This is a genomic window from Chryseobacterium sp. JJR-5R, assembly GCF_034047335.1.
Taxonomy (GTDB): Bacteria; Bacteroidota; Bacteroidia; order Flavobacteriales; family Weeksellaceae; genus Chryseobacterium.
Window position 1 is genome coordinate 3,626,195 of the sequence record NZ_CP139137.1, and the last position, 22,423, is coordinate 3,648,617.

Here is a 22,423-nt window from a genome sequence, read left to right on the forward strand (position 1 = left end):
TTTGTAGAGCGGTTTTTGTTATATTTGAGTACTAACTATAATAACATGAAAGAAGAAAAAACTATTTATAATTTACTCGAAATTTTTACCCCTAGTCAACCTGCTGATATAACATTTGTTGAAAGAAATGAGATCAATAGAAGATTGGAAAGAGCTTTAAAAACTCCTGGAAAACAGATAATTTTATATGGATATTCAGGTGTTGGTAAAACTACTCTTTTAACAAACAAGCTCAAAGAATCTCAGATAAAATATATCAAAACTAATTGTATAACTGGAATGACCATAAATGATATCATATTAGATGCATTTAATCAATTAGATGTTTATTATCCAATTGAAAAAAGTAAAAGCAAATCTGATAGTGGTAGCTTTGATTTAAATATCTCTTTTTGGTTAATTAAAGCTGGTATAAAGGATGAAAGTAAGTCTGAGACGAAAATATCACATAAACGTGCAGTAGAATTACCAATAACTCCTCAAAATTTAGCTAAGTACATAGGTGCTAAGAATTTATGCTGGGTTATAGAGGATTTTCACAAAATTGAGGAAAGTCATAAAAAACAAATGGCTCAAATCATGAAAGTTTTTATGGATTCTTCGACTGATTATAATAAATTGAAAATTGTTGCTTTAGGGGCAGTAAATTCTGCAAGAGAAGTAGTTCAGTATGATCCTGAAATGCGAAATAGAATTGCAGAATTAGAAGTACCATTAATGGATATTCAAAATTTGAAAAGAATAATCTCTAATGGCGAAAAATATTTAAATATTGAATTTGACGATGCTATTAAAAATAGAATTAGTACATATTCTAGTGGTCTACCAGCTGTTACACATAATTTATGTTTACTTATGTGTGAATTAAATAATATAAAAGAAACTCAGTCAATTAAAAAAAGTATTTTATCAAATACTTTTAATGAAGCAATGGAAGAATTCTTAGAAGAAAGTTCTGATTCATTTAAAATTATTTATGAACATGCTACTAAAATTATTCATAAAAGAAAAAATGAAAACCCATTAGATTTATTAAATGCAATCATTCAGGTTGACAAAGAAAATTTTTCAATTTTAGAAGTTAAAGAAATTATTCAAGTAATAGATCCTTCTTATATTGGAAATAATTTAAAAAAATATATGGATGAATTCTGTTCTCCTTTAAGATCAGAAGTTTTACGATTCAATGAAAATTCAAATAGATATTATTTTTCAAATCCATTTATAAAAGCTTATATACAATGTGTTCTTAAAAAAGATGTTAATATTACTAATAGTAGCTTTAAATCAGAAGATTTTAGAGAAGAATTTAAAAATATCTTAAAAATTGAACTGAATTTAGCTAAAAAAGCTTTCATATTAGATTTTGGTGATGAATTTAGCGATATTGAAGATTTTTAGATTTTATATGAATTCCCCATGCTAGTGCGAGCGTCCCGCTCGTGCCTTTCAAAAAAAACAAATACCTTATAAACCTGACGTGAGCACAAATAAAAATATTATTGCTTGTTTATTACAAACAAACCGGAATATTTTACCTCAACCGCAGATTTTTTATCCTTCAACTTTTACCTATATTTGTTTTTGTTAAAACACACAAATATGCAAGACAAAAAAATACATCAGGGCAGGAACATCAAGCGTTTCCGGGAAATGCTGGGCATTAAGCAGGATGCTTTGGCTTTCGATCTGGGAGAAGACTGGAACCAGAAGAAGATTTCGATTTTGGAGCAGAAGGAAATGATAGCAGATCCTTTGTTGAAAAAAATTTCTGAGGTATTGAAAATTCCAGTGGAAGCATTTCAGAATTTTGATGAGGAAGAGGCTGTAAATGTAATTGCAAATACTTTTGGAGATCATGGTATTGGCTATCAGAAAAATGATAATCCTATTTTTAATCCTATTGAGCAGGTACTAAAATTACACGAAGAAAAAATTACCCTGTATGAAAGAATGCTGAAGGAAAAAGACGACATGGTGGCAAAACTGGAGCAATACTTGCAGAAACCATGATCCGTATTTTCCTGGCGGTACTTTCAGGTCTTCTTCTGTTCAACTGTTCCAAAAGTAAAAAAGCGGAAAACACTGAACTCAACTACATTCTGCATGCAGTCCTGAAAGATGAATCTTCCCGCAGGGGATCAGGTCATCATCAATATGTAATAAACCCCCAACTTCAACCATTAACGGTATATGTTCCATCGGTAAAATAAATTTCAGGAGAATACGTGGAAGCACCTTCATTTTCCAGCAAAAATATTGTCAGTATTCTTGATTTAAATCACAGCCGGCCGGAAGAGAGAAGATCGGATTCTTTACATCTTTTAAAACAGAAACGGTACATTTTTGATTCCATCCTGCTGGACAAAACCATCAATTCAAACATCAGGCTAGCCGGCAAAAAAGAAGCGAAACAGCGGAATAGGATTTACCGATTTTCAGATCCCCTTTATCTCAACGACCGTACCGTGTATATAGAATCGATGTTCTTGGATTCTTCTTTCGGAATCGGCTTCGGTTACCTGCTGGTAAAAGAGAAAGACGGAAAATGGATTATGAAGAAAATGATAAATACTTTTATTACCTAAAAAATGCAGGATGTATTCTATAAACGTAAACGCCTTGCTAAAAGAAAATATTTATCTGTAATCAATTAACTTTTCAGTATAATTGTTTTTATTATTCAAAGCTTAATTTAAAATATATCCCTATGATCGATGTAGATTATGCCCAGCAAATCATCGAAAAAGAAATAAGTCCCGATTTTAAAATCTCCAGATATTTTGACACCGAAGATATGGTGATCTATTTTTGGACGCACAAAGAATATGATCCCGATGACGAAAGAGGACATATTATTGGTTCCGGCTCTGTAGTTTATGATAAGAAGACAAAAGAGTATAGGGTAATGGGTTCCAGGGAATGGTTTAGTGAAGAAATCTGCCAGCTGTTCGAAACTGAAGAAGGAAAAGAACGTATGCGTGAACATGACTATCTGATGAGCCTGTTTGAAAACGGCGAAGAAAATCCGGACTATATCCATTCACTTATCGAAAAAATCAAAGCAAATATTCTTCGCAGGAAATATGTAAATTCTGAAGACGTAGATTTTCTGTCAATTCTTACAGGCGCCAGAAGAATAGATAAGGAATTTGATTTAATTGGCAAACCGCAATGGAAATTTGAAAAACATATTGTTGTTGTCTCAGATGATAGTTTTGCACAGGAAAAATTAATCAAGATTTGGAAAGAAATTGATTTTGACTATAAATTACTGTCTAAAAATGAATTGCTGTTATTTCGAAAAAAATTAATCTTATGATTAGTTTTTGAGGAAGGATTCCCTCTGCTGGCGCGAGCTTCCAGGCTCGTGCTCATCTTAAAATTAAATGTAACCCATCACTTCAGATCCACCAACTCAATCTCGCGGATTTGCAATCCGTGAGAAATAACATATCAAGAAAAATTCACCAGCTCCGGCAAAGAAACTTCCAAAGCATTAGCCAGTTCAAGCAAGGTATAAAGTGTAGGATTCACTTTTTCGTTTTCCAGTTTTTCAATAGCCTGACGGTCTTTATTACATGCACGGGCAAGATCAGACTGGCTCCAGCCCTTTTGCTCACGCAGCATGACAATACGTTTCCCTAGTTTTATCTTTAACTGATCTTTAGTCATGAATAAAATAACTTCTGATTAGTCGGCCTATCAATTACTTGTTGACACCAATAATTCCCGAATATCCACTTTCAGAAATTTAGATATTTCATAAAGCGTTTCAACAGAAGGCTGAACTTCATTGGTACACCAACGCGAAATAGTTGATTCGGTCTTCCCTAAATGACTAGCTAAATCCTTACTGGTTTTATTTTTTTCGGCTAAGACAGATTTTATTCTATTTAAATTGATTTTCGACACAGTGGTTAATTATTACTTCTGCCGCAAATATCGTAAAATTCTAAATACCTGAAAATCATCCCAAAACTATTAATAATTATAATTTAATGCGTTTTTATTTGCACAATATTAGTATTAATTATACTTTTACATCAATAAATTATCATGATGGAGCAAGAAAAAAAATTTCGACATAAGAAAGACCGGCATTTGAAAGTGTATGGAAAATACGCTGATCGTGTTAATTCCTGGCGTCCTGACATACTTCCTGAAATAAGGTTATGCGGCAAATGGCTGAAGGATATCGGCTTTGAGCACGGACAGACCATTAAAGTGCAGCAGAGAAAAAATAAAATAACCATTACTCTTGATCATCAGAAAAAAGAGTAACTGATTTTATCGGCATCTGGATTTATTAATCATTTCATGACAAACAGGGTTGTTTTTAACTTCCGGAGCCCTCTGGTGGTCTCAAACAACCTGCGGGGAACTTCCGGAGGAGTCATTTGATTACAAACAGCGTTGTTTCTAACTTCCGGAGCCCTCCGGTGGTCTTAAACAACCTGCAGGGAACTTCCGGAGGAGTCATTTGATTACAAACAGTATTGTTTGTAACTTCCGGAGCTCTCCGGTGGTCTCAAACAACCTGCGCAAGACTTCCTGCAATTGCATTTAATTACAAACACATCTGTTTGTAACTTCCTGCAACTGCATTTAATCATAAACATACCTGTTTGTAATCTCCTGCAATTGCGTTTAATCATAAACACACCTGTTTGTAACTTCCTGCAACTGCGTTTGGTCATAAACATGCCTGTTGGTAACTTCCAAACCCTCCGGGTACAACTGTAGATATCAGAAACCTTATTTTTTTAATTTAGTCCGGGATCAGCAAATATAATCTACCGCCGCTCTGCGTTGGTAGAGCGGCTTTTTATTTTTCAGGAAAAACCGGCCATCACATATTTAATTGTGGTGAAACACTACAAAACAGAACCGTTTTCATTATTTTTACCCTACAAAAAAACAACGCATGAAGAATTTAGAAGCGAAAATAGACGAAGCATTTCAGGAAACCATTCTTTTTCCCAGAGAAAAAACAGTCACTGATTTCCTGGTTAAGGTTTTGAATTCAACCGGTACGTTCAGGGAAGATGACAGGAAAGTGGAAGTGATCGGGTTGTATTATTACGCCGCCAGCCCTTTGAGCTTCCTTTTCGCCATGCCGAATTATGAATATTATGCCCCCGATAAAACGGTTCATATCGCAGAACTGCACCTGAAAGAGCATGGTTTCGGGGATTACAGTCTTGCAGACCTTCAGGATCTCTGCAGGAAAGTTCTGGATGAAAATGATGTTTATTATGAAGGGCACCTCAATGCAGACAACAGGCTGGATACCACCGGTTACTGGGAAAACCAATCCGGGCTGGAACATGAATTCCTGAGGCAGTGCTGGAAAAAAGCGAAAGAAGAAACCCGGTCAAAAATCCTGGGATTCCTGGAAGCTTCGGATTCAAGCAGCGCGGTCTATGACCTGGAGAATGGCTATTACCTTCCGTTTGAAGTGGAACTGGACGAATATCTGCAGGCACAGGGTTTCCGTTTTGAGAAGGAAATGTAGGCTTGGTATATCCGGAAATCCTTAATTTTAAAAATAAAATATGAACCCGACAGCAGAACAGTATATAACCGGACTGAAAAAAGCTTACTTTGAAAATCAGGGAAAAGAGATCTGGGAACATTTTGAAAAAATAAAGCACGGCCTTACCGGAGAAAATATTCAGAAACTCAGGGAAATCTATCCGGAGGTTCCTGATGCCTTACTTGATCTTCTCAAATATGTGGACGGAACCTACTGGCGTGAATACGAAGGCGAAAAGATGGCTTTTTATTTTCTCGGTTCCGATATGGAGGAATATCCTTACTATCTCCTGTCTTCAGGGGAAATGATTGAAAACCATGATGTGGCCGTCAAATATTATTCGGATTATATCGAGCGGGAATATGAGGAAGTGGAGATCGACAAAAAAATCACCGATACGGCAAAAGACCTGAAGTGGCTCCACTTTTCAGACTGCATGAACAACGGCGGAACCTCGCAGCTGTTTATTGATTTCAGTCCGTCAGAGAAAGGCACCAAAGGCCAGGTTGTACGGTTTCTGCATGATCCGGATGAATTCAGCGTGATTGCAGACAGCTTTGAAGACTACCTGAAAATGCTGATCGATAAAAAGTATGACTTTATCAATGAAGATCTGCTGGAATAAATTTAAAGCATACCTGGCAGAATAATCAGAATCTGAAAATCTGAAACAGGATTGCTTTATCACAGGATGCAAACACAGACACAGAATGGATTTTAAAAGTATTGCCGAAAAAATTATCTATCTTAAAAATGCTGATCTCGAACTTAGAGACCGGCTTATCAAAACCGGCATGTTGGGAGCGGGATATAATGAAGAGATGAAAAAGCGGCATACAAAAAATGCGGAAATACTGGATAAAATCATAGATCATATCGGCTACCCTACCGCTGAAAAAGTAGGTAATAAAGCTTCTGAAGCGGCCTGGCTGGTCATACAGCATTCCATCAGCATGCCGGATTTTATGAGGAAATGCCTGAAGCTGCTGGAAAATTCAATTCCCAAAACCAATGCCGAAAAAATCAGTATGGCATATCTGGCCGACAGGATTGCGGTTTTTGAAGGCAGGCCACAGCTTTACGGAACCCAATTCGACTGGGATGAAAACGGACAGTTAAGCCCGAATCCGTATGATGATATACACAAAGTTAATGAGCGGCGAACTGATCTCGGACTTAACTTGCTGGAAGACCAGACCATCATCATCAGAAACCATGCACAAAAAGAAAACCGGCATCCTCCGGCAGATCTGGAGGAAAGAAACAAAGAAATGGAAGCCTGGAAAAAATCGGCAGGATGGATCTCATGAAATGCCTCTATTCTTTAATATCCTATCTGTAAATATTACGTAAGAAAAGGTTTCGTTTCAATTTCAGAAAGCTGGATCGCTGTGGTTGGAATACCATAGGCAATCAACCGGTCAATAAGCTGCTCCAGGTGGCGGCTGTCTTTCAGTATACATTCCGTAATCAGGCAGAATTCTCCCGTTACCCTTTTACAGCTGAGGATTTCAGGAAACTTATTCACATCATTGATAAACCTTCGGAACTCATCATTTTTAAACTTCAGACTGATAACTACTTTCAGCGGATAGCCCAGTTTCTCATGATCGACCTCAACTGTAAACTGCTTAATGGTTCCACTTTCCAGAAGATTTTGCACCCTCCCTTTGGTGGCCGACTGGGACAGGGAAATTATACGCCCTATTTCCGCATAACTCAACCGGGAATTCTCGGTCAGGATCTGTAAAATCCGGTAATCAAAATCATCCAACATTATTTTCACTGAAAAAAATTTAAAACACCACTAATTCAAGGAAAATTTATGATTTTAACCTTTAAATCCGTTTTTTACCTGATGAAATATTGATGAATTTTGTATCAGTAAAACAACAGAAATGACAACAATTTCTTTTTCCGAAAACGGAGCCACTCCTTTTGAAAAACTGATCGGGCACAATACTGCCCTTCTGAACCAATGGAATATTTTGGAAGAAATACTATGGGCAGGCACAACTTCAGACAAAGATATGCTAGAGCAGATCCGCAGGGCCATGGCTTTCGAAAACGGCTGCGAATATTGTATGGTAAAAGCCGGCAAGCCCGATTTTAATGCGTCACAGGTAAAAATTTCCGTAGCCGTGGCATTTGCCGAACTTTTCTGTAAAGATCATAAGTCGATCCTGCCGGCCCACTTTGATATGCTCCGAGAATATTTTACCGATCATGAAATTTTCGGACTCTGCGTTTTTATTGCCTTTGTGAATGCTTCCCAGAAATTAGTAAAAATTTTTAATCGTTCCGAAAATGATCAGCCCAATGCAGCCATCAGGCTTAAAACCTAATTGTACAAAGGAAATCTCAAACAAAACAATTCATCATATTTTGAATCATTGCTTTACAGCTGAAAAATCCGTAGAATACCTGAATACCACAGCTCCTTTTTTGCTTATCTTTGGAAAAAAAATATGAAACATTCTTTACTCATTCTGCTTGCTTCTGCAGGTATTCTATCGGCTCAGACCATCCTTACGAAAGCTTTTAATGACCCCGTGCCCGGAGAAAGCGTAAGTTATCTGGGCGTAACAGGAACTCCGGATAATTCTGCTACCGGACAGAACGCTACTTTTCAGAACGGTTCCCTGACATTCGGAGGAGCATCTTCAACTGTATATTCCACGCCTACGGCAAGCGAAGTCTCCACCTTCCCGGGTTCTACCCTGAAGATGACCGGCAGCGGAAATACGGTATATTACAAACAGACGGCCTCCAAACTGGAAATCACCGGCCTGGTAACATCTGATGCCACGCTGAATTTATCTGTAAACAACGGGACTTTTATCAGCTACCCTACCCAATACACCACTGCTACGGAAACAGACCAGGCACAGGGAACATTTTCATCAACTGCGGCAAGCGGGCTTTGCAAGGGGACCATCACCATCAATCCTAATGCTTCAGGAACCCTTATTCTGGGATCATCCACTTTTACCAATGTGCTGCGGGTAAAATCCGTTCAGAATTTCAACCTTCACTTACCGAATGACACGAATTTCATTTTTCCGATAGGCACCATTACCAATACATCCTACTCGTACTACAGCAGTACCTACAAATTTCCGTTGCTGACCACGATACAGACGGTAGTTAATGTTCCTTTTGCAGGCATTAATAACCAGTCTACAGAGGGAGCACAGGCATTAAGTGCCGCCCTGCTTTCAACAGGGGAACTTGCCGCTAAAAAGCAGGGATTAAAACTATATCCGAACCCGGCTCAGGATTTCGTCAGTTTCACAGGAGATGCCGACGGTTATTCAACGGCAAAGATCTACAGCCTGGATGGGAAATTAATCAAGACTTCCGATGTGAAATCAGGAAAAGTACAGGTATCAGACCTTCCTCCTTCTTCTTATTTCATTGAAGTTTCAGGAAAAAACAACTCCAAAACACAGACTTCTAAATTTATCAAAAAATAGAATTCAGATTTTTAATCAATATAAATATAATTATAAAATCCGCCCGGAAATTTTTCTGAGCGGATTTTTCATTTAACGGAATGAAATCTAAAACGTTGCGGTCGGTGCGGTTGAGTTATTCAATTTCTTCTGAAGATCGGTATTTTTGCCTTTTGAAAAATCATAGCTGAAGCCTAAAATAAACATGGATCTGTTATTCATGATCCGGTTTACACGGCTGTAATCTACCAGGCTTTCCGGCAGGCTTTTGGTCTTATATTCTGAAGGCATCCCGATCCAGTACATCCCGGCTGTCAGGGTCCATTCTTTCTTTTTATAGCTGGCAAAAACATGGTTCTGGTTTTCATTGGTGGTCAAAAAAGCGCCGTTCAGGGTATATACCGGAATATTGAGCTGATACTGCAGGCTGAAAGATTTATATTCCGAAGACAGGACAAAATTATTGGCCAGATAATTATTCTTAATCAAAGCACCGCTGCTCGTCCTGATGGTTTCCGTGGCCGGTGCCAAATAAAGCTTGGCTACCAAAAGGCTGCTCCCGAAAGGTTTATAGGAACCCGACAGCTGCACCCCGAGCTGCTGTGAATTTCTGGCATTTTCATATGTCAGGGCATACCCGAAATTTTCATCCGAAACATAATACTGATTGATGGTGCGGTCCGTATACCTGTAAAACACATTGGCATTAAAATCAAAATATTTATTGTTGAGTGAATAAATGAAATTATTGGCAAATATCTGCTGGGACTTTAAAAACGGATTGCCTCTCTGCACAATATTCGGAGCCATCTGTACAATATTGCTGCTTAAAGCGGCACTCCACGGGCTTACCGGCCGGTAACTGCTTGTCAGGCGGAGACTCTGATTGTCCTTCAGCTGATAACCCAGGATTACCTTGGGCGTAAAAGACCACTGGTCAAAAGTATTTTCTGCGCTTTTGTTGTGGATGTTCGTGAGGCCAGCCCCGATCCTGTAGCTGAATTTCCTGAGCTTGCCTGAAAATTCAGTGTAAAAATACTGTTCCAGATAATTTACGCTGTATGCTGAAAAGCCGGCCAGGTTCTGAAGGTCATTGGAAATACTGGTATTTGAAACCCTGTACCCCGATGCCAGTTTCCCGGCTTGAAAAGTATGCGTGTGAGCCAGTTCACCTACAATACCGGTCTGCATCGTTTCAAGGTTCATGTCATTATCAAAAACCGGGGCTCCGGACGAAACTACCCATTCTTTTGCCAGCTCTGCCGTATTGGTTTTAAAGCTTGATCCGACGATATTGATGCTGAACTCGTCTTTTTCACTTGTATTTTTGGAGAAATACAAATCCAGAGTCGGTGTCGCATAATCGGAGGATCCGTTTTTCAGCATGGCATGTTCCTCCGTCAGGTCATCTTTTGTAAAAATACTCTGTCCGGTTCCTTTGTTAAAACTTGTAAGGATAGCCATATCCAATTTCGCCTGAAAAGCATATTGATCCGGAACCATCCTTGTATACCGCAATGCTATATTCTGGGAAGTGTACCCAAAATGGTCTGTCTTGTTCTCATCCGTACGGTAATGGCTGCCATCCAGCAGGTAATCATAGATGCTGTTCACTTTACGGTTGTCATAATCCCTTAGGTTAATTGAGTATTCCAGTCCGAAATTATTTTTCCCTTTGGTTAAACCGGCATATGCCGTCCCGTTTACAAAACCTGTACTGAGGGCAGTGCTTACATCGGTGCCGAAAACATAGCCCGTTTCCACAGAACGTGTGATCAGGTTCACGACAACATCCGCTCTGGTTGCCCACCTTGCGGGAGGAATGTCATAATACTCCACCTTTACCACTTCAGAAGGGGTAACGCTCCGCATCTGCATATCCGTGGCTTCAATCCCGTTGATTAAGAACAATGTGGTTCCGCCTTTTGTGCTTTTCAAAGTATTGTTTATCGGATCAATCTGCAGTTCCGGCAGGGTCTGCAGCAGATCTTTTGCAAAACGGGCTTTTTCCAGGGCTTTTTCATCAAACGTATACACTGCTTTATCTGCAAACTGTTTTTTATGCCGTGCTTTTAAAATAACTTCCTGAATTTCTGCCATACCGGTTTTTTCAACGGTATCATTCTTTGCATTTTCCTGTGATAACACAAGAACTCCATATACAAGGAGGACGGAACATAGTATTTTTTTCATTTTTGTAAATTGAATCCTATTAATAATGACAGGCAATGAGCCTTGTTCATTACATTACTCTTCAATTAAAAATTCCGGTTTATCTGCCAAAGATCTGTAAACGGGAATTTATTTTTTCACCTCAGCGTGTATTTGCCCATTTTTTGCTTCTGCTAAAATACACAAGACTAAAAATACTGACCTTATGAAAAAATACTTTATCCTCATTCCGTGTTTTATTTTTTCAGCCTTTAATGCACAGGAAACAGCAGATCCGCCATCGGAAAAAATGAACATCATCAAGACGAATGTAACCGCTTATGCATTCAGGAATATCAACCTTTCTTATGAAAGGGCCTTTACCGAATGGTTTTCCCTGAACATGGGGTTCGGTGCCATGCCGGAAGGAAAAGTTCCCTTCATTAATTCTTTTCTGAACGATGAAGATGAGCGGAGATTTCAGAACCTTGAGATAAAATCCTTCAATTTCACTATTGAACCCCGTTTTTACCTTGGTGCAGGGTATGGAAAAGGTTTCTATATCGCTCCTTATTACCGGTATTCCAAAATAACATCCAATACGTTTGATTTTTATTATGATTATACGCTCAGCGGAGCTACTTTCCAGATCCCTTTGAAAGGCAACGGAACAACCAACGGAAACAGCGGCGGAGTAATGGTTGGGGTACAGTTCTTCCTGACCAGCAGCAGGAATCTGGTCCTTGACCTGTGGATTGCAGGAGCTCATTACGGAGCCGGAAAAGGCGATTTCACCATGACCAGCGATGTGGTGCTCACTCCTGATATGCAGGCGCAGCTGAAACGTGAAATAGAAGACCTGGATGTTCCATATGTCAATTATACGGTAGAAACCAATGCCAGCGGAGCAAGGGTGATGATTGACGGCCCGTGGATCGGCTTCAGAAGCGGGTTGTCTTTAGGGTATCGATTTTAAAAAGATTATCTGGAAGTCCTGTACATTTTTTACAGTGCAACAGGCAATACATAAAATCTATTTGTCTTTATCCGAAGCAGGAATATCTTGTTTCTTATCATTATTTCAAAACAAAAAATAAGCTTATTGAATAAGGTACGGATTAGCAGACCATAAAAACGCGCGGCTCAGAAATCTGAGCCGCGCGTTCTATTTTTAATGATAGGCTTGCTTAAATTTTGCAATGATATTGTCCAGATTATGCCGCTGAACATATACGCTCTTCACATCTTCGTACCTTGGCGACTTGTAAAATACTTCATGGAAATCCATACTCCCATTCCCTACTTTTACTACTTCCTGTACTTCAATATTCAATTTTCTGAGTTCGTCTTTAAAAACCTGAAATTCATCTTGTATATTCTTCATCTATATTTTTGGATTTTAATTAATATTAACATCAAACATCTTACCAAATGCTGTTGATATTGTATAATTTTACCATAAAGGTAGTGAATTTATTCATATAAATATAATATTCCGTTAACATTGAGTTAACATTATCCACAAATATTACACTACCCGGCCTTTAATATTAAGGTTTGTTAATATTAGAAGATCGTATGATTCCACATAGAACATTTTCATGAGATGGTAAATTGCCCTAAATCGATAATTAATATACAAAAGCAGCCCGAAAATTTTCCAGGCTGCTTTTGTATATTGTTGAATAAAGACTTATTTTCTTTCTTCAGCGTCCAGTTCCACTTCATGCCTCAGCTGGGCTTTATAAAGCGTTGCGTAATAGCCGTTTTTATCCAAAAGCTCAAGATGCTTTCCTTCTTCCACAATTTTACCGTGCTCCATAACGATAATCTTATCTGCTTTTTCAATGGTGGAAAGGCGGTGGGCAATGATAATCGACGTCCGGTTTTGGGTAATTTTTTCTGTGGCGCGCTGGATCAGCTTCTCACTTTCATGGTCAATGGAAGATGTAGCCTCATCCAGGATTAAAATTTTAGGATCAGATAAATATGCCCTCAGGAAAGAAAGCAACTGCCTCTGCCCGAGAGAAATGGAAGAACCTCTTTCGCTTACCACATAATCATACCCTCCGGGAAGGCTTTCGATAAATTCATCCACTTCAATTTCCTTTGCCCCGGCTTTGATGTGCTCTAAAGTAATGCTTTTATCCCCGAATGTCAGGTTTTCAAAAATGCTTCCGTGAAAGAGGAATACATCCTGCAGCACTACTCCGATATGGCTTCTGAGGCAATACAATTCATAGTCTTTCAGGTCTACACCGTCAATCAGGATATTCCCGGAATTGATATCATACAATCTGGTAATCAGGCTTATGATCGTTGATTTCCCGGCTCCGGTAGCCCCTACAATGGCAACCGTTTCTCCCGGATTCACTTTGAAATCAATACCCTTCAGCACTTCCTGCTTGTCATCATAGGCAAAATGTACCTTTTTAAATTCTATCTTCCCGTCAAAATGGTCTTTCTGAACCGTACCGGTATTCGGCATTGAATTTTCTTCATCCATCAGTCCCAGTACCCGCTCCGCTCCCACAATACCCCTCTGGATATTATTGAAACGGTCCGCAATCTGCCTTAACGGACGGATCAGCATTGAAATATACTGGATAAATGCAATCACCACCCCTGCACTGATGGTAATGTAACCGCCATAAAAAAGGATAAATCCGATAAACAGCGAAGAGATCAGTTCTACAACCGGAAAGAACAGCGAAAAGATGAAAACCGTTCTCAGCAATGCATCTTTTAAGGTAATATTGATATCATCAAACTTTCTGAATTCAGATGCCTGCCTGTTGAATACCTGGATGATCGGCATTCCTGCCAGTCTTTCCTGAACAAATGAGTTCTGGTTGGATGTCCAGTTCCTTTCATCCCCGAAAGCTTTTTTGAGCCTTTTCTGGAAAAATCTCGTGATCAGAACCATTAAAGGTAAAATAGCCAGTGTAATATAGCTTAAGTGCACATTCGTATTGAACATCATCACCAGTACAAAAGCAATCCTCAGCACATCCCCGAACACCATCAGGAAGCCGTCGGTATATACGGTAGCAATGGTTTCCACATCTCCGACAGCCCGGGTCACCAGCTGCCCGATCGGAGTCTTATCGAAGAATGAAGTTTTAAAATAGATCAGCTTGTTGTAAAGGCGCTGCCTGATATCCCGGATTACATTCTGTGAAATATAATTGGAAAAATAAACCAGAAAGAAGTTCAGAACCGTCTCGGCAAACACCAGCCCTACCAGGATGTAGATGTGTTTCATCATCAGTGCCTTATCCTGTAGCTTGGTGATATCATTATCTACTACTTCCATGGTAAGGTACGGCCTGTAGGTGGAAACCATGGCCAGTATAATGGAGATAATCAGCGTAAGGATGAACCAGGACCGGAACTTCATTCCGATAAAGAACAGCCTTTTTACAATTCCCCAGGTATCTTGTTGTTTCATTATATGAATTGGAAAAAAGAATTAAAATAAAATGCTCTGCAAAAATAAGACTTTATAAATTGCCAGCCTTTACAACCGGGTTAATTCCTTATAGAAAAATACAGATCGCTGTTATTTACAGCATAGATGGTTTCAGAGCATAACATAAATTATTTTCCGACAGTTAAGCTTATGCATCTTCTGCATTGCTTCTAAACTATTTAACTGATTTTTAATTGCATTTTTACCGAACTAATAAGAATGATCAGAACTCGTAACCCACATCCACCAGGAACAGCCCGTGTGCCGGTGCGGAAGTCCCTGCCGAATTTCGGTGCTTATCTTCAATGACGCTGCGTAAATCTTCAGGTTTTATTTTTCCCAGGCCGACCTCAACCATAGTCCCGACAACAGCCCTTACCATGTTGCGTAAAAAACGGTTGGCTGATATCGTGAATTTCAATTCGCTTCCGTGTTGTTCCCATTCTGCTTTGTAAATTTTGCAGATATTGGTTTTGTTATCGGTTTTCAGCTTGGCAAAGCTTGTAAAATCTTCATATTCAAATAAAATTTTACAGGCTTCATTCATTTTATCCAGATCAAGATTCCTTTTCCAGTGCTGCCATGCAGATTCCCGGGTAAAAGGGTTTTTATCCAGTGAAATATAATATTCATAGGTCCTGTAGGTTGCATCGAAACGGGCATGGAAATCATCTTTTACCTTAAAGATCCTCTTCACTGAAATATCAGGCGGAAGAAAGCTGTTCAGCTTCCGGGAAAGGGTTTCATCCAATGCTGTTCCGGTATCAAAATGGGCAAACATCTTTTTTGCATGCACACCGGTGTCTGTTCTTCCTGCGCCTGTGGTCTTAATTTCTTCCCTCAGAATCGTGGAAAGTGCTTTCTCCAGTTCTTCCTGCACGGAAACTGCGTCCGGCTGTACCTGGTAGCCGAAGTAATTTTTACCGTTGTAGGAAAATTCAATACAATATCTCAATGCTGTATAATAAGGCACAAAAATATCCAATTAATCCTCATCATGCATATACTTTTTTAAATAATTATACAAAATCAGCTACTATAACGGTTCAAATCCATGCGAAAATTCTTATTTTTGTAAGGTATGAAAAGATGGTATCTCTATCCTTTTTCTTTGGGTTATCACATGGTAACGGGTATCCGGAATACCCTGTATGACCTGAGGATTTTTAAATCAACATCATTCAGGACCCCGATCATCTGTGTGGGGAATCTTTCCGTGGGCGGCAGCGGAAAATCGCCGATGGTGATGTACCTTGCCCAGTTTTTAGCCAAATACTACAGAACAGCTGTGCTTTCCCGAGGATACGGGAGACTGACAAAGGGCTACGCAGTTACCAACTATGAAAGCAACTACAAGACCGTAGGCGATGAAGCCATGCAGCTCTTTGAGCGTTTCAAAAACCGTTTTGTCATCGCCGTGTCTGAAGAAAGGGTTCCGGGAGCAAAAAAAGTGATTGAAGATATGGACCTGGATGTACTGGTGCTGGATGATGCCATGCAGCACAGAGCTATCAGTCCCGGATTCAATATCATGATGACGGATTTCAATGATCCTTATTTCAAAGATCACCTCCTGCCTGCCGGTGACCTCAGGGAATCCCGGGCCGGCGTACAGCGGGCAGATATCATCATGGTAAGCAAATGCCCTGATGAACTGACAGAAGAAACCAAACAGTATTATATTTCGAGAATCCGTCCGGGCCGCAGCCAAAAGGTCTTCTTCTCCTCCATCGGTTATGACGAAAATGTGTATGGAAGAGAGAAGATGCTTCCTGATAACAATCTGAATTATTATGAGATCCTTCTGATTACTGGAATTGCCAACCCGAAACCTCTGCTGGCCCATCTTGCCAGATTCTCACAAAGGGTAAAGCATTTAAAATTCAGGGACCACCATAATTTTTCTGATACCGATATCAAGGAAATTATTGCAGAATACAAAAAGTTAGGAGCCTATAAATTAATCTTAACCACCGAAAAAGACTATGTCCGTCTGAAAAGTTTCGACTCCCTCAGGGATCTTGTCTATTATTGGCCGATCAATGTAATCATCGACAAAAAAGAAGAGTTTAACCAAATTATCCTGGATTATGTTAGAAAAAATTAAAGAGACCGCCGGCTTTATCGGAAGCATCATTAAGGATACGCCTGATTTTGCCGTCGTTTTAGGTTCAGGGCTCGGCAAACTTCAGGATGAGGTGGAAGCCATCCATACCCTGGAATACAGTGTTATTCCTAATTTCCCGCAAACTACCGTTGCCGGCCACAGCGGGAAACTGATCTATGGGATGCTGGAAGATAAAAAAGTCCTGATGATGAGCGGCCGCTTTCACTATTATGAGGGCCATTCCATGGAGACCGTTGTTTTCCCGATCAGGGTTTTTCATTTGCTGGGCATTAAAAACCTGATTCTCTCCAATGCTTCAGGCGGAGTAAACCCGGATTACCGTATTGCCGATATTGCAATTGTAAAAGACCACATCAATATGATGCCTGAACATCCGCTCCGGGGAAAGAATATTGATGCTTTAGGTCCGCGTTTCGTGGATATGAGCGAACCTTACAGCAGGAGGATGATTTCCGCAGCCGAACAGGTGGCTGCCGAAAACAATATCAGGATCCACCAGGGTATTTACGTAGCCTTACAGGGCCCGACTTTTGAAACCCCTGCAGAATACGGGATGATCAAGGCCATTGGTGGCGATATGGTCGGGATGAGTACGGTTCCTGAAGTAATCGCAGCCAGGCACATGGCAATGGATGTTTTCTGTATTTCAGTGATTACCGACCTGGGCGGCCCGGACATCGCGTTCTCCGTTTCCCATGAAGAAGTGCTGAATGCTGCCAATAAAGCCATGCCGGATGTAATCAGCCTGGTGAAAGGCCTGGTAAAAGCATATCAGATTCTTCCATAGAAATCTTCAATACTATCAATTTCACGAATTCACCGGAAATCAGTCTTCAATTGTGTTCCATTGCTTAGATTTGCATAAATGAAACTGAAAAATGAAAAAGTTACTGTTGCTCTTAATGATGGGGATTTTCGGTCTTGGCTGTTCGCAGCAGACCCCAGAAGTTCTGAAGACCGGTTTTTCTAAGGAAGCCCTGAACCAGAAACTGGAAGATGAAGAAGGAAAAAGCATATCCATCCGGGAGATTCTGGAGCAGCATAAAGGAAAGGTGCTCGTTATTGACTTCTGGGCCGGATGGTGTAGAGACTGTCTTAAAGCACTGCCAAAAGCTAAAGAACTGGAAGAACACAACAAGAATGTTGATTTTATTTTCCTTTCCCTGGACCGCTCAAAAGAAGGTTTTGATAAAAGCCTGGAGCGTTTTGAAATGAAGGATAAAGAAAATTACTGGTTTGTCGAAGGCTGGAAAAATGACTTCAATAACTATGTTGACCTTAACTGGATCCCGAGATACATGGTGATCGATCAGAAATCTGCCATTGCCAAATATTACGCTATTTCCCCGAAAGACCCGGAGATTCAGGCTGCGATTGACCGGCTCTTGAAATAATTTATTCAAAAGTATCTTAATGTAGGAGCAAAGCTCAATTAAAACTGATGCCTAAAATCTAAATCACGCTTCCCACTACCTGATAAAAAATAATGAATCCATATCTTTGCGGTATGGATTCTTCTTTTCCGGTACGCAAAATTATTCATGTTGATATGGATGCATTCTATGCTTCCGTAGAGCAGCATGACGATCCTTCCTTAAAGGGAAAGGCTATTGCCGTGGGCGGGCAGCACCGTGGCGTGGTAGCCGCAGCCAGTTATGAAGCCCGGAAATTCGGGGTCCGTTCCGCCATGCCTAGCAAAACCGCAAAACAAAAATGCCCTGAACTGATTTTCGTATCCCCCCGCTTTCCGCGGTATAAAGAAATTTCCAGGCAGATCCGTGAAATATTTTATGAATATACTGATCTGGTGGAGCCCCTTTCTCTAGACGAAGCGTATCTTGACGTTACAGAAAATAAAAAGGGAATAGCATCTGCCAACGAAATTGCGCGGGAAATCCGCCGTAAGATCTTTGAACAGACCGGGTTAACAGCTTCGGCAGGGATTTCCGTCAATAAATTTTTAGCCAAAGTAGCATCCGACATCAATAAGCCCAACGGGCAGAAAACCATTCATCCTGATAAACTGGAGGGCTTTCTTGAAGAGCTGCCTGTTGAAAAATTTTACGGCGTGGGGAAAGTTACCGCCAATAAAATGTTCAGCCTGGGCATCTATAAAGGCAAAGACCTGAAGAAAAGATCGGCGGAAGACCTTACAAGAATATTCGGGAAATCAGGAGCGTATTATTACAATGTGGTCCGCGGCATCCATACTTCCGAAGTAAAGCCGCACCGCATCCAGAAAAGCGTAGCGGTAGAACGCACCTTCCTTGAAGATCTTTTTGATGAGCAGCAGATCAACGAAAAGCTGCAGAGCTTAAGTGAGGAGCTTCATACGCGCCTGCAGAAAAACAATATTCAGGGAAGATCGTTAACATTAAAAATCAAATACAAAGACTTTTCACTTTTCACCCGGAGCATTACACGGGAAACATATTTCTCGTCTCCTGAACACTATTTCAATACCGGTAAAAAACTTTGGGAACTCCGCCCTTTTGACAAGCCTGTACGCCTGCTGGGCTTGTCCCTATCTCATCTTAATACAGAAGAAAAAAAACTGGTTTCCGTACAGTTAAAAATCCCATTTTCCGAGTTTGAGGATTGATGGTCTGATTTTTTCTCTATACTGCGGAAACCAATTTTACAATTTATGAATGAAACGATGATTCAGTATTTCCACTGGTATATAGAAGAAGGCGGAATACTGTGGAAACAGGCTGAAAAAGAAGCCGGTCACTTAGAAGAACTCGGAATTACATCGGTATGGTTTCCGCCCGCCTACAAGGCTGCCGGCGGTAAACATTCTGTAGGATATGATACTTATGACCTGTTTGACCTTGGGGAATTTGACCAGAAAGATACTGTAGCCACAAAATACGGTACGAAGGAAGATTACCTCAGTGCCATTAAAGCGCTTAAGGAACGCAATATCAAGTTAATTGTGGACATTGTCCTTAACCATAAAGGCGGCGGTGATGAACTGGAAACGTTCAAAGTCGTAAAAGTAGATGAAGAGGACAGGGAAAAAATTATCTCTGATGAGTTCGACATTCAATCGTATACAAAGTTTAATTTTCCGGGCAGGAATAAAAAATATTCTGATTTTGAGTGGACTTTTACCTGTTTCAGCGGTGTAGACTATGCAGAAGGCATGGACTCAAATATTTATAAAATCAAATCTGAATACGGCGACAGCTGGGAAGAGATGATTGATGATGAAAAAGGGAATTACGATTACCTGATGTTCAATGATATTGAACACAGAAATCCCCACGTCCGCGAAGAGCTCAACCACTGGGGGAAATGGTATTTTGACCAGACGGATTTTGACGGCGTAAGGCTTGATGCCGTGAAACATATTTCTTATGACTTTTATAAAGAATGGCTGACCATGCTGCGCTCCAATACCGGTAAAAATATTTTTGCTGTAGGAGAATACTGGGCACCGGGACGTTTACCGCTGCTTCAGAAATACATTGCCTTTACCGAAGGCTGTATGAGCCTGTTTGACAGTTCCCTGCATCATAATTTCCATAATGCATCCATTGAAGGAAACTCATATGATCTGAGAAGGATTTTCGATGAAACCCTTACAAAAGAAGATCCGCTGCACTCGGTAACACTGGTAGACAATCATGATACGCAGCCCCTGCAGGATCTTGAAGCCCCTGTTGAAACATGGTTCAAGCCACTGGGCTATGCCATGATCCTGCTTAGGCAGGACGGTTACCCGTGTGTATTCTACCCTGATCTGTACGGCGCCCATTATGTGGACAAAGACAAGGAAGGCAACGACCAAGAAATATTCTTGGATAAAGTGGACGGAATCGAAGAATTGCTGAAAGCCCGTAAATACCATGCATATGGTGAGCAGAGAGACTTTTTCGAGGATGCCAACTGTCTTGGATGGGTTCGTGACGGAGATGAAGAACATTCCGGATGCGCTGTAGTCCTGAGTAACAAAGATGCTTATGAAAAACCTATGGAAATGGGTGAAAAATACATCGGAAAAGTATTCTACGATATGCTGGGAAGAACTGAGGATAAAGTGACGATTGATGAAAACGGATGGGGAACCTTCCCTGTTCCGGCAGGAAATGTAAGTGTCTGGATTGCTGAATAATTACTACAAAATTATATTTATAGTTTGTCACTCTGTATTTGATTCCGGAGTGGCAAACTTATTTTATTTAACCCGAAACTTTAAACTAAACCTTTCGGAGATCAAGAATTTCCGGCCTTTCAGACTGATCTGAAATTTTTCCTGTCCTTGCAAATTCTGCCCACAGCGAGCGGAGCTTTTTACCGTTTTCAAAAATATATTCCCTGGGAATATATTTTAAGAGTTCCGAATCTTTCCACGCATGTTCATTGGCAAAAATCAAGGGCAGGTCTATGCAGTGCGAAGCTCCGATATTGTTATTTTTCATTGAATGAATATTAAAAAGGTAGATATTGCCTCCTCCTTTTGCATAATTTTCCGAAAAAATCCGAGCCGGTTTTTCATAAATTGATTTTGTGGTGGAGCGCACAATACTGTTGAGGATTTTATTATTCAGATAGGTATAAATTCCCTCTTTTGCTGTTTTTACATAGAATGCAGTTTCATCATGGTTCGAGCCCATCAGGACATCGTATTTACCTGCATTTTCTTTCCACTTTTCCAGGCTCTCTTCTTCGCTGCACAGTGGAGCATGGCCGTATTGGGTACAAAAAGGCATTGATGTTTTCAGTCCGTATTTCCTGAAAGACGGTAAAAAATTTACATAACCTTCCACTATTTTTAAAGGATCCGGCTCATTTTTCAGGCTCTGTGTCTTCAGGAAAAACTCGTGAGACATTTTTTGCCTTTTAAGCCTGAATCCCAATGGTGCACTGTGAATGATCGCACGGCGGAACAGGCCGTCAATACCTTCGGAAATCATCAGATGGGCAATGGCATCACCGCCGGAAGACTGTCCGAAAAGCGTAATATTTCCAGGATTGCCTCCGAAACTCCGGATGTTTTTCCGGATCCACCGTAAAGCTTCCATGATATCGAACAGCCCGAGGTTGGCCGGCCTGGCTTCATCACCACCTAAAAACCCAAACATTCCCAGCCGGTAAGAAACTGAAACCACGATAATATTCTGTTCTTTTACCCAGACCGAAGGATCGGAAGTCGGGAGATCTCCGCATCCGATTTCATATGAACCTCCATGGATCCAGACAATGACAGGCAGTGCTTCATGTTCATTGAAATGTTCAGGACGGGTTACGGTAAGAAATTGGGTAGACTCATCAGGTACAAAATGCTCTATCTCAGTTTTCTGGATCAGCCTTTCCAGAAGCGGACTGATATGCTGCGGGCATACGGGTATTTTATCCGTAATTCCTCCTGACTCGAAAAACTTCAAAGGAACCGGCTTTCTAAATCTTTCCGAACATGCATAGCGGATGCTTTTGGCTTTGATAATACCGTTTTCTCTTAATGCCGGAATTTTTCCGAAAGGTGTCCGGAAGGTATGGACTGTACTATTCTGTTTTATGGTCATGCCGGGAAATCAAATTCATTTATCAATTAAATTTAATAATTTTTGATTTTCGGCACAATGAATACACGGATATTTTAATGATAAGATTTTAATTTAACGTTTTATATCCACTCAGGGACACGCAGGCATTGCTTTTAAACAGCTTTA

Annotated in this window: 24 protein-coding genes; 16 read left to right on the forward strand and 8 right to left on the reverse strand. The window is 40.2% G+C overall.

Annotated features, from left to right (window positions below; genetic code table 11):
* Positions 1-45 precede the first annotated feature (45 nt).
* The 4 genes from SD427_RS15960 to SD427_RS15975 all read left to right on the forward strand — a co-directional run bounded on the left by SD427_RS15960 (position 46) and on the right by SD427_RS15975 (position 3,322).
* Positions 46-1,401, forward strand: a complete 1,356-nt coding sequence (locus tag SD427_RS15960) for a EutP/PduV family microcompartment system protein (RefSeq protein ID WP_320558788.1) — start codon at positions 46-48, stop codon at positions 1,399-1,401.
* 201 nt (positions 1,402-1,602) lie between these two features.
* On the forward strand, positions 1,603-2,013 hold the full coding sequence (locus SD427_RS15965) for a helix-turn-helix transcriptional regulator (protein ID WP_320558789.1): 411 nt from the start codon (positions 1,603-1,605) through the stop codon (positions 2,011-2,013).
* Positions 2,014-2,228: 215 nt separating this feature from the next.
* Positions 2,229-2,588 carry a hypothetical protein gene (locus SD427_RS15970; RefSeq protein ID WP_320558790.1) on the forward strand — a complete coding sequence of 120 codons (360 nt, stop codon included), beginning with the start codon at positions 2,229-2,231 and terminating at the stop codon, positions 2,586-2,588.
* 122 nt (positions 2,589-2,710) lie between these two features.
* Positions 2,711-3,322, forward strand: a complete 612-nt coding sequence (locus tag SD427_RS15975) for a hypothetical protein (protein ID WP_320558791.1) — start codon at positions 2,711-2,713, stop codon at positions 3,320-3,322.
* A gap of 134 nt (positions 3,323-3,456) precedes the next feature.
* On the opposite strand, the gene SD427_RS15980 is transcribed toward SD427_RS15975, so the two are convergent.
* Positions 3,457-3,675: a helix-turn-helix transcriptional regulator gene (locus tag SD427_RS15980; protein ID WP_320558792.1), complete on the reverse strand. Its 219-nt coding sequence runs from the start codon at positions 3,673-3,675 to the stop codon at positions 3,457-3,459.
* Between the two features lie 30 nt (positions 3,676-3,705).
* Entirely contained in the window at positions 3,706-3,915 is a 210-nt protein-coding gene (locus SD427_RS15985; protein WP_320558793.1) for a helix-turn-helix transcriptional regulator, read from the reverse strand.
* Between the two features lie 144 nt (positions 3,916-4,059).
* Here SD427_RS15985 and SD427_RS15990 point away from each other — a divergent pair, with 144 nt between their 5' ends.
* The 4 genes from SD427_RS15990 to SD427_RS16005 all read left to right on the forward strand — a co-directional run bounded on the left by SD427_RS15990 (position 4,060) and on the right by SD427_RS16005 (position 6,849).
* A complete protein-coding gene (locus tag SD427_RS15990; RefSeq protein WP_320558794.1) occupies positions 4,060-4,284 on the forward strand; it encodes a SymE family type I addiction module toxin in 225 nt (74 codons plus the stop codon).
* Between the two features lie 643 nt (positions 4,285-4,927).
* Positions 4,928-5,518, forward strand: coding sequence for a hypothetical protein (locus SD427_RS15995; protein WP_320558795.1), 591 nt, complete (start codon positions 4,928-4,930; stop codon positions 5,516-5,518).
* Between the two features lie 40 nt (positions 5,519-5,558).
* Complete coding sequence (locus SD427_RS16000; protein WP_320558796.1) at positions 5,559-6,164, forward strand: SMI1/KNR4 family protein; 606 nt, start codon at positions 5,559-5,561, stop codon at positions 6,162-6,164.
* A gap of 85 nt (positions 6,165-6,249) precedes the next feature.
* On the forward strand, positions 6,250-6,849 hold the full coding sequence (locus SD427_RS16005; RefSeq protein ID WP_320558797.1) for a DUF6624 domain-containing protein: 600 nt from the start codon (positions 6,250-6,252) through the stop codon (positions 6,847-6,849).
* Between the two features lie 35 nt (positions 6,850-6,884).
* Here SD427_RS16005 and SD427_RS16010 read toward each other — a convergent pair whose 3' ends face one another.
* Entirely contained in the window at positions 6,885-7,316 is a 432-nt protein-coding gene (locus tag SD427_RS16010) for an Lrp/AsnC family transcriptional regulator (protein WP_320561052.1), read from the reverse strand.
* A 121-nt stretch (positions 7,317-7,437) separates the two neighbouring features.
* Here SD427_RS16010 and SD427_RS16015 point away from each other — a divergent pair, with 121 nt between their 5' ends.
* Positions 7,438-7,884 (forward strand): carboxymuconolactone decarboxylase family protein, encoded by a 447-nt coding sequence (locus tag SD427_RS16015; RefSeq protein WP_320558798.1) that lies wholly within the window; start codon positions 7,438-7,440, stop codon positions 7,882-7,884.
* Between the two features lie 123 nt (positions 7,885-8,007).
* Positions 8,008-9,015 carry a T9SS type A sorting domain-containing protein gene (locus tag SD427_RS16020; RefSeq protein ID WP_320558799.1) on the forward strand — a complete coding sequence of 336 codons (1,008 nt, stop codon included), beginning with the start codon at positions 8,008-8,010 and terminating at the stop codon, positions 9,013-9,015.
* A gap of 87 nt (positions 9,016-9,102) precedes the next feature.
* Here the strand turns inward: SD427_RS16020 and SD427_RS16025 are convergent, their stop codons facing one another.
* Positions 9,103-11,187 carry an outer membrane beta-barrel protein gene (locus SD427_RS16025; protein ID WP_320558800.1) on the reverse strand — a complete coding sequence of 695 codons (2,085 nt, stop codon included), beginning with the start codon at positions 11,185-11,187 and terminating at the stop codon, positions 9,103-9,105.
* 184 nt (positions 11,188-11,371) lie between these two features.
* Here SD427_RS16025 and SD427_RS16030 point away from each other — a divergent pair, with 184 nt between their 5' ends.
* Positions 11,372-12,121 (forward strand): DUF3575 domain-containing protein, encoded by a 750-nt coding sequence (locus SD427_RS16030; protein WP_320558801.1) that lies wholly within the window; start codon positions 11,372-11,374, stop codon positions 12,119-12,121.
* Positions 12,122-12,316: 195 nt separating this feature from the next.
* Here SD427_RS16030 and SD427_RS16035 read toward each other — a convergent pair whose 3' ends face one another.
* From SD427_RS16035 to truA, 3 genes are all read right to left on the reverse strand, one after another.
* A complete protein-coding gene (locus SD427_RS16035) occupies positions 12,317-12,529 on the reverse strand; it encodes a hypothetical protein (protein ID WP_320558802.1) in 213 nt (70 codons plus the stop codon).
* 309 nt (positions 12,530-12,838) lie between these two features.
* Positions 12,839-14,596, reverse strand: a complete 1,758-nt coding sequence (locus SD427_RS16040; RefSeq protein ID WP_320558803.1) for an ABC transporter ATP-binding protein — start codon at positions 14,594-14,596, stop codon at positions 12,839-12,841.
* Between the two features lie 244 nt (positions 14,597-14,840).
* Positions 14,841-15,572 carry a tRNA pseudouridine(38-40) synthase TruA gene (gene truA / locus SD427_RS16045; protein WP_320561053.1) on the reverse strand — a complete coding sequence of 244 codons (732 nt, stop codon included), beginning with the start codon at positions 15,570-15,572 and terminating at the stop codon, positions 14,841-14,843.
* 126 nt (positions 15,573-15,698) lie between these two features.
* Here truA and lpxK point away from each other — a divergent pair, with 126 nt between their 5' ends.
* The 5 genes from lpxK to SD427_RS16070 all read left to right on the forward strand — a co-directional run bounded on the left by lpxK (position 15,699) and on the right by SD427_RS16070 (position 20,865).
* Positions 15,699-16,724 carry a tetraacyldisaccharide 4'-kinase gene (gene lpxK / locus SD427_RS16050; protein ID WP_320558804.1) on the forward strand — a complete coding sequence of 342 codons (1,026 nt, stop codon included), beginning with the start codon at positions 15,699-15,701 and terminating at the stop codon, positions 16,722-16,724.
* Positions 16,708-17,532 (forward strand): purine-nucleoside phosphorylase, encoded by an 825-nt coding sequence (locus tag SD427_RS16055; RefSeq protein ID WP_320558805.1) that lies wholly within the window; start codon positions 16,708-16,710, stop codon positions 17,530-17,532. Before lpxK ends, SD427_RS16055 begins: the two co-directional genes overlap by 17 nt.
* A 91-nt stretch (positions 17,533-17,623) precedes the next feature.
* Positions 17,624-18,139: a thioredoxin family protein gene (locus SD427_RS16060; RefSeq protein WP_320558806.1), complete on the forward strand. Its 516-nt coding sequence runs from the start codon at positions 17,624-17,626 to the stop codon at positions 18,137-18,139.
* Positions 18,140-18,252: 113 nt separating this feature from the next.
* Positions 18,253-19,347 carry a DNA polymerase IV gene (gene dinB, locus SD427_RS16065; protein WP_320561054.1) on the forward strand — a complete coding sequence of 365 codons (1,095 nt, stop codon included), beginning with the start codon at positions 18,253-18,255 and terminating at the stop codon, positions 19,345-19,347.
* Positions 19,348-19,392: 45 nt separating this feature from the next.
* Positions 19,393-20,865: an alpha-amylase gene (locus SD427_RS16070; RefSeq protein ID WP_320558807.1), complete on the forward strand. Its 1,473-nt coding sequence runs from the start codon at positions 19,393-19,395 to the stop codon at positions 20,863-20,865.
* Positions 20,866-20,950: 85 nt separating this feature from the next.
* Here SD427_RS16070 and SD427_RS16075 read toward each other — a convergent pair whose 3' ends face one another.
* The gene (locus SD427_RS16075; RefSeq protein WP_320558808.1) at positions 20,951-22,276 is read right to left on the reverse strand and encodes a carboxylesterase family protein; all 1,326 of its coding nucleotides are present in this window, start codon (positions 22,274-22,276) and stop codon (positions 20,951-20,953) included.
* Positions 22,277-22,423 lie beyond the last annotated feature (147 nt).